Annotated in this window: 6 protein-coding genes; 2 read left to right on the top strand and 4 right to left on the bottom strand. The window is 70.0% G+C overall.

What is annotated here, in order from left to right; translation table 11 throughout:
- Positions 1–84: 84 nt before the first annotated feature.
- Together ACWD6R_RS38900 and ACWD6R_RS38895 are read left to right on the top strand one after the other, a co-directional pair.
- Positions 85–753, top strand: a complete 669-nt coding sequence (locus ACWD6R_RS38900; protein ID WP_451823078.1) for an ABC transporter ATP-binding protein — start codon at positions 85–87, stop codon at positions 751–753.
- Entirely contained in the window at positions 750–3,269 is a 2,520-nt protein-coding gene (locus ACWD6R_RS38895; protein ID WP_451823077.1) for a hypothetical protein, read from the top strand. The genes ACWD6R_RS38900 and ACWD6R_RS38895 overlap by 4 nt, the downstream gene beginning before the upstream one ends.
- Positions 3,270–3,648: 379 nt before the next feature.
- On the opposite strand, the gene ACWD6R_RS38890 is transcribed toward ACWD6R_RS38895, so the two are convergent.
- From ACWD6R_RS38890 to ACWD6R_RS38875, 4 genes are all read right to left on the bottom strand, one after another.
- Positions 3,649–6,105 (bottom strand): ABC transporter permease, encoded by a 2,457-nt coding sequence (locus tag ACWD6R_RS38890; RefSeq protein ID WP_451823076.1) that lies wholly within the window; start codon positions 6,103–6,105, stop codon positions 3,649–3,651.
- A complete protein-coding gene (locus tag ACWD6R_RS38885; RefSeq protein ID WP_451823075.1) occupies positions 6,099–6,836 on the bottom strand; it encodes an ABC transporter ATP-binding protein in 738 nt (245 codons plus the stop codon). Before ACWD6R_RS38885 ends, ACWD6R_RS38890 begins: the two co-directional genes overlap by 7 nt.
- Before the next feature lie 161 nt (positions 6,837–6,997).
- Positions 6,998–7,513 carry a DedA family protein gene (locus tag ACWD6R_RS38880; protein ID WP_451823074.1) on the bottom strand — a complete coding sequence of 172 codons (516 nt, stop codon included), beginning with the start codon at positions 7,511–7,513 and terminating at the stop codon, positions 6,998–7,000.
- 172 nt (positions 7,514–7,685) lie between these two features.
- On the bottom strand, positions 7,686–7,913 hold the full coding sequence (locus ACWD6R_RS38875; RefSeq protein WP_451823073.1) for a hypothetical protein: 228 nt from the start codon (positions 7,911–7,913) through the stop codon (positions 7,686–7,688).
- Positions 7,914–8,010 lie beyond the last annotated feature (97 nt).

Below are 8,010 nucleotides of genomic sequence, written 5' to 3'. Positions count from 1 at the left end.
GTACTCCTTGGGCACCGACAGCGGCAGCCGGTTCGGCGGATACTTCGGCATCGGACGGACTCCTTCCAGGAGTCGCAACCACCGATGGAAACCGCGGGGCGGCAGCGGGTGCTTGCCCTGAGCGGAGTCTCGTTGACAGTCCCTGCGGGGACGATGACCGCGCTGGTCGGGCCGAGCGGTTCCGGCAAGAGCACGCTGCTGCATCTGATTGCGGGACTGGAGAGTGTCGATTCCGGACAGCTGGACGTTCTCAGCCGCCCGGTTCACACATGCGGGCAGGCAGAGCTGGCGGCTCTGCGACTGCGCGAAACCGGCTTCGTCTACCAGGACTTCAGCCTGATCTCCGATCTCACGTTGGCGGAGAACGTGAGACTGCCGTTGGAAGGTGCGGGGATCGCCCGGAAGCAGGCACACGGGGCGGCGCTCGAGGCGATGGCGCGGGTCGGCCTGTCAGGGCTGGAAGAACGGTTCCCTGCTGAGATCTCCGGCGGCCAGCAGCAGCGGGCCTCGATCGCCCGAGCGATCGTCGGCGAGCGCAAACTCGTGCTGGCCGATGAGCCCACCGGCTCTCTCGACTCCAAGACCGGAGCTGAGATCATGGACATTCTGGGCGGGCTGCGCGATGACGGAGTCACGGTTGTGCTCAGTACGCACAACACCACCAACCTCGCCTACGCGGATCAGATCGCGGAGCTGCGTGATGGAGTTCTGATCTCAGTCACCGAGCCTATGAACTCGGGGGAGCGCGGGTGAACGGGTCCTGGGGCTACCTGCGCCTTTTGGGATGGCGGACGCTGGCCGGCCGCGGGCGGCGCCGGGTCGGTTTGCTTGTTCTGCTGGCATTGCCCGTGCTGTTGGCTACTGCCACCGCCGGGATTTTCAGCTCCACGGCCGCCTCCGCGGAGCAGCGTGCCAGCCAGGTGATGGGGAAGGCCGACGGCTACGTCAGCACCTCGGATCCCGCATCGGCCGATGCATTGCGCGTTGAGCTGGCACAGAAAGTACCGGGCCTGGCCGCGCTTCCGGTCGCAGGCAACCCAGAGTTCCCGGTCTGGGCGAAGGACCGCACCATCGACGTGCACTACCAGGATACGGATTGGTCGAACCCCCTGGTCCAGGATAAGTACAGGGTGACCAGCGGCCGCTTCCCTCAGGAGCACGGCGAGATCGCCATCGGATCCACTCTGGCCGCAGAGCTGAATCTGCACCTGGGAGACGCGCTCCCGTACCGCTGGGCCCGTGAGTCACCTACTCATATCGTGGGCTTGGTACAGAGCCCGTTGGCACATCAGAGCCACGATTATCTTGCTGCCGCGGGACAACTGAGGGCCTGGCCGAAGACCGGTGCCAACACCACCAACGTCATGCCCTCCGACTACGGTCTTCTGCTGTCTGGCGACACCAGCCACATGGACAAGGCCCAGGCGGTGATCGCCGGGCGACAGCTGCTGCTGGAAACCCGCGACGACGTAGTGGACGCCCGCACCCTCGTCGAGCGGGAACCCGGCCTGCTCCTCGCCCCCGGGATCGTTGTGCTCGGCGTGGTGGCTGCCGGCGCCTTTACGCTGCGGATGCGACGTATCCGCAGCGAGTTTGCGCTCCTTTCCACACTGGGCATCCCTGATCGGGCTCTGCGCATCGCGGCAGTCTCCGGTGCTCTTGCCGCCAGCCTGGTCGCGGTACCGCTCGGCTGGATCCTGGGCAGCGCAGTCAGTATTGCCGCACGCCCCTTGCTGCCTTCTGTGACACACCGGGATATCTCTCCGTACGACCCGCTGTTGTCCGACGGCCTGGTCACCATCGTGCTGTCTTTGGTGATCGCGACGGCGACCGCAGCCTTGGCCTCCCGATACCCGGCGGGCGCACCTGCCCGAGCCCGCACCCGTGTCACCCCCAGGGAAACCGCCCGCCGCGGCCCTACCGCAGCCCCCGTGCTCGCCGGTCTCGGCGCGGTTTGCCTCGCCTTGGCCGGAGGGATCCTCGACGGTGACCTCGCAGCTTGGTGTGCTGTCGCGGGTGTCGCTTTCCTCTCTGCCGCGGTCCTCACCCAGGCAACTACCGTCCTGCGGCTCCTTGCCCGCCTGGTGGACCGGTCTTTCAGCGGCCGGATTGCCCTCCGTGTCTTCGCCCGTGACCCACGTCGGCCTGTCTCAGCGGTAGCTGTCGGTTCCGTTTCCATCGCCGTAGCAGTCGGTGTTCTGGGCACCTTGTCGAGCGTTGCCGCGCAGGAACGATCCACGTACGTCGGCGGCCGCCACTTGGGCCAGATCGAAGCCCCCCTGTACTCAGGCAGCACACCACATGCCGTCGAGCGGGCCATGGCATCAGCTCTGCCGGAAGACACCCCAATTGTCCGGGGCACGACCCTGACCGACCGCCGCGGTCTGGCCCACGCGACCACCCCCGCTCTCGCTCAGGGCTGGAGCATCGCCCCGCGCCCCGGAAGCGGCCAGGAAGGCCGCGTGCAGCCCATCGAGATCGTCGACGACGCCGAAAAGTTCAAAGCGCTTACCGGTAGGAAATGGACCAGCCAAGAACGCGACACCCTCCAGGGCGGCCACGTTCTCGCTCTCTCCCCCGACTACATCAACGGTGGCCAAATCACCCTGGCTGTCCCCCTCGACGGCGACCAGTACGACACAAGCCGCAAGGTAAGTGGCGCCACTGCCGTCACAGAACCGGTGGACGACACCACACGCAGCCGCGCCACGGCCTACGTCAGCTCCGCCACGGTCCGCTCCTGGGGCGCCCAACCTGTCGACTACTCCGTCATCGCAAGCACCAAAGACCAAGCCCCCAACGCCCAGCTCGACGAGGAACTCGCGAAAGCGCTGGAACCGGTGAACATCCTCATGTCCGATGTCCGGATCGAGAAAGGACCCGAAGGACCACCCCCCACCCTCTGGTACCTCATGCTCGGGCTGGCCCTCGCCGCCCTCGCTGCCACGCTCGGCATAGTCGTCACTGCCTCAGCCGCCGAGCTGCGCCCCGATCTCGTTCGCCTGCACCGCCTCGGCATCGCACCGCGCACCATCCGCAACGTGGTCGTCTGGCAGTCCCTTGCCATCGCCATCCTCGCGGTGGTGGTCGGCCTCGCCGCCGGCACCGGCCTTGTCGCGGCACGCGTATGGCCCTACGAAGCAAAGGTCGTCCTCGACTGGCCGGCAATAGGCTCACTGCTCGTCGCGATCCTCATGCTCGGATGCCTGTACGGAGCAGTTGCTTCCCCGCGGCGCATCAGCAACACGCTCTACCGAGCTGAGACGTAAAAACGGAGCTCAGACAGGGCTGGCCGCTGCTCGCGGGGAAGCCAGGCGCGTCCAACCAGGACCCGTGCGCAACGCCGTTGTGCAGGAGGCACCGGGCCCTGGCCCTGGCCGGCGCTGAGGGCGCTGCGGGCCCGCCGTAAGGAAGTCGCGTACGGATGTGGAAGCCCTGGAGTTCACCGATGGCCGAGGTGTCGGACCGGACGGCCGCCTGACGGGAAGGCACTGCCCCGACACAGGCCGACGGCGGGGACGCCCTTCGCGGGCGTCTTCGCCGTCGGTTCTCCCTGCCGCGGGTCACGGGGGATGGATACCGCGCGACAGGGAACGGGGCGGCGCCGGACGGGACGGGGGAGGGACCGCACGGCGCCGGGTCAGCGGGTCACTCTCGCACGCCGGCCAGCTCCACCGCCCTGCGGCGCAGGGACAGGCCGGCCGGGGCGACAGCCGAGACCACGGCGAGCACCGCGCAGGCGGCGACGGCCGCGCCGAGCGTCGCCCACGGGATCTCGATCGAGGTCCACACCGAGAGCAGGCCGAGCGCGCTCCACATGCCCAGCAGGTTGAGCCCGGCCACGAGGAGTCCCAGCACTCCGCCGACCGTGACCACCATCAGCGCCTCGGCGCCCACCAGCCGCAGCACCTGCCACTTGGTGGCCCCGGCCAGCCGCAGCACGGCCAGGTCGCGGACGCGGTCGGATGCCGCCATGACCATGGTGTTGGCCAGCGAGATGCCCGTGTACAGAAGGGCGATGCCGAGGACCAGCAGGAAGCCCATCCGGGTGGTCCGGTTGGTCTCCGGGTACGTCGCCTGCACCCAGGCGTCCTTGGTGAGGACCCGCCCGCCCGACGTCCGCAGCACGTCCTCCAGTCCGGCGGCCACGGCAACCTCGGAGGCAGCGGACGCGAGGCGTACGTCGACCCGGTCGACGGGCGCGTGCGGGGCGTTGGCGGGGGTAACGTAGACGCCGTTGTTGCCGGTGCCGATGGTCATGACCGCGGCGATCTTCAGGGACTTCCTCGTGCCGTCGCCGAGCCAGAAGTCCACCCGCCGACCCACGGTGTGCTGCTCCCACTCCTCGTTGACGATGATCGAGTCGTCGTCCAGGTTGCTCGCCTTACCGGCGGCCAGCGGCAGCCGGGCGGTGTCGGCGAGCAGCGCGGGGTCGGCGGCGCGGGCCTCGGACTTGATGAGTGCCATGCCCTCCTCCAGGACGTACACGGCGCTCGACGAGGTCGCGGAGACCTCGGCGCCGGGCACAGCGCGGAGCTTCTTCAGCGTCGCGTCGTCAAAGCCCGCGTCGCCCGCAGGGGTGACCACGAAGTCGGCGGCCGTCTGCTCGCGGACCTCAGTGGCCTTCGCCTCGTTGAGGGTGGCGGTGGCGCCCAGCAGCGAGCCCGCCAGCGCGACCGTGACCAGGACGGGCGCCGCGACGGAGGCGGTGCGCCGGACGTCGGCGGCCGCGTTCTCCCGCACCAGCATCCCAGTGGCGCCGGGCAGTTGGGCCGGCAGCCAGGCGATCAGCCGGGCCAGCGGGCGCACCAGCACCGGCGCGAGCAGCGCCACCGCGGTGATCAGCAGCATCGGCCGGCTCACATAGGTCTTGCGGTGCAACAGGTCGCTCGGGTCGGTCACCAGGGCCAGAGCCAGCGTCACGATGGCGGTCAGCAGCAGGGCCGCGCCGAGCAGCCAGCGGCCCCACGTCATCGCCCGGGTGTCCACGGACGCCTCGCGCAGCGCCTCGGCGGGACCGGTCCGTCCGGCCCGCCAAGACGCGGCGAGCACCCCGCACAGCGCGACGAGTAGACCCGTCCAGAAGGCCATGTGGTACGGCCAGGTGTAGTCGCCGATGGTGAACCAGCGGGGCGCGAGTTCCTCGTCGACCGCCCATTGCGCGAGCTTCGGCGCCCCGTAGGAGCCGAGCACACAGCCGGCGGCCGAGGCAAGCACGCCGACCAGTAGGGCCTCCGAGACGACCATCCGGCGGAGCTGGCCGGGCGTCGCACCGGCGGTGCGCAGCAGCCCGAACTCGCGGCGCCGCTGGGCGACGGCGAACGCAAAGGTGGAGGCCACCACGAACACCGACACGAACCCGGTGACGCCGCCGGCCGTGCCGAACATGGCGTTCATCGCGGTGAGGGCCTCGCTGTCCCGCTCGGGATCGGCGTCGGCGTACCGGCGCGCGTCCCCGGTGAGGACCTGCACTCCGTCGCTGCCGTCGACGGCGTCGCGTACGGCTGCGGCGTCGGCGTCGACCGCCAACTGCACGCTGCGCGGGTTCAGTTCAGTGGCTCGTGCGTCGGTGTAGAAGACGGCGTCCTCGAAGCCGAGCCCGGCCACGGTGCCGACGACGGTCACGGTGCCGCCGTCGGTCGCCACCTTGCTTCCCGTCTCTGCCCAGTCACCGCTGACGACGACCTCGCCGTCGGCCTTCGGAGCGCGTCCCGCGTCCAGGCGGTACGGCGCGAAGGCGGCGGTGGACCAGGGGTGGCCCACCAGATCGCCGGGCCCGCCCTGGGCCCGTACGGCGAAGGACCGGTCCTCGACGACGGTGCCGAGGCGCTTGAGGCCGGTCACCACGTCCTCGGGCACGGCGCGCGGCTGCGCGAGCTTCTGCTTGCGGTCGCCGATCGAGGTGGCGACCGTGAGGGCGTCCTGGCCCTTGACCACGACCGGCGCGGCGGCGAACCTCTCGGGCCTGCGGTCGGGGGCGTCCAGCGAGGACGCGAGGGCAAGCCCCATAACGGCGATCAGCGCCACGCCCAGCGAGAGGGCGACGAAGCTGCCGACGAAGGTGACCCAGCGGGTGCGCAGGGTGCGCAGGGCGGTGCTCAGCACGGCACGGCCTCCAGCTTCGTCATGCGCGCCGCGATGTCCTCGGCGGAGGCACCGACGAGTTCGCCGTTGACGCGGCCGTCGACGATGAAGACGATGCGGTCGGCGTAGGAGGCGGCGACCGGGTCGTGGGTGACCATGATGATCGTCTGGCCCTCTTGGTCGACCATGCCTCGCAGCAGGGTCAGCACCTCGTGGCTGGTCTGCGAGTCGAGCGCGCCGGTCGGCTCGTCGCCGAAGAGCACCTCGGGGCGGGTGATCAGGGCGCGCGCCAGGGCGACGCGCTGCTGCTGGCCGCCGGACATCTCCGTCGGCCGGTGCCGCGCCCGGTCGCCGAGGCCGACCTGCGCGAGCACCTCGAGCACCCGCGCCTTCGGGGGTCGGTGGCCGGCCAGCCGCAGGGGCAGGGCGACGTTCTGCTCGGCGGTCAGCGAGGGCAGCAGGTTGAACGCCTGGAACACGAAGCCGATGCGCTCGCGGCGCAGCAGCGTCAGCTTGGTCTCGTTCAGCTTGGTCAGCTCGGTGTCGCCCACGGTCACTGAGCCCGACGTGGGCCGGTCCAGTCCGGCGGCGCACTGCAGCAGCGTCGACTTGCCGGAGCCGGACGGTCCCATCACCGCCGTGAACGTCCCTCTCGGAAACGCCAGCGAGACTTCGTCGAGGGCGGTGACGGACGTACCGCCGGAGCCGTACCTCCGGGTTACGGAACGCAACCGGATCGCGTCGTTGGTCATGTGTCCCCACTCGTGTAGGTGTCGGTCCTCCCGCGCACCTGGGCGGGACGGAAGTTCAGGAAAACGGCGCCGGTCAGGCCATTTTGGGGGCATTCTCGACGCCCGGGACGGCGTGGCGGGTGGCAGGTGGCTGCCGTCGCAGGACCTTGCGCGCCAGGGTGTCAGCCGGGCCCGACCGGGCCCATCACGTAGCCGATCAGGATGAAGGCCGGCGCCCAGATCGCGCTGCTGGCCACGGACCACAGCAGGTATCTGCGCAGCGGCATGCCGGTCGCCCCGCACAGAGTCGGCACGAGGGTGCGCAGGACGGCGGTGAACCGCCCGACGAACACCGCACCGCCGCCACGGCGTTCGATCAGCCCGAGCGCCCGTTCGGTGTACCGGCGGTGGCGAGAGCGGGCCGTCATCCCCGGCATCAGCCGCCCTCGCCAGCGCCGTCCGACGGCGTATCCGGCGAGGTTGCCGAGGACCGCGCCGACCAGCGCGGTCAGCAGGGCCGCCTCGACGGTTACGTGGCCGTGCCAGGCGAGCATCCCGCCCAGCACCACTGCGGTCTGACTGGGAATCAGTGTGCCGATCAGTGGAAGCGCCGCTTCCAGCGCGGGCAGCAGCAGCACCGCGGCGAGTATGCCGAGGCTTCCGTGCACCAGCACCTGCTCAGCCAGCCAAGCCACCATCGGGCTCTGCCTCCCTCGTCTCCGTGATGCCTCCACGAAACCGCGAGAGCCCCTCACGACGCAGTGCGGCAGGGACGAGACTTGGGGTATAGCCAGACCTACCCCTCGGCGTCGGCCCAGCTCACTCCGAGCCGCGGCCACGGGACAGCACCCTCGCAGGAGGGCAACGCCCTCAACCCGTCCGCAGCAGCTCTCCCTCCGCAGGGACTTCCTTCAGGCTCATCGCGGTGAGACGGAGCAAGGGGTGGAAGCGGTAGCAGGGCGTGCCCGTGGCGTCGATGCCGCGTGCCTCCAGCAGTGACGCCTCGGCCAGCCGTTCCAGGAACTCCTCGGCCGCGTCCTCGGGCAGCCCGAGATGCAGCGCGGCCCGCACCGCGGTGAACTCCCGACCCGCGCGCACGGCTAGTAGGGCTTTGTTAGGTCCTGTGGTGGGGTTCGGGGGTTGCTGCGGGTTGGCCGCATATCGAGCAGGCGCCGGTCCAGGTGGCCAGGAGGGC

Source organism: Streptomyces sp. NPDC005151 (assembly GCF_053599875.1).
This window is presented reverse-complemented; position numbering and strand designations above follow the sequence as displayed.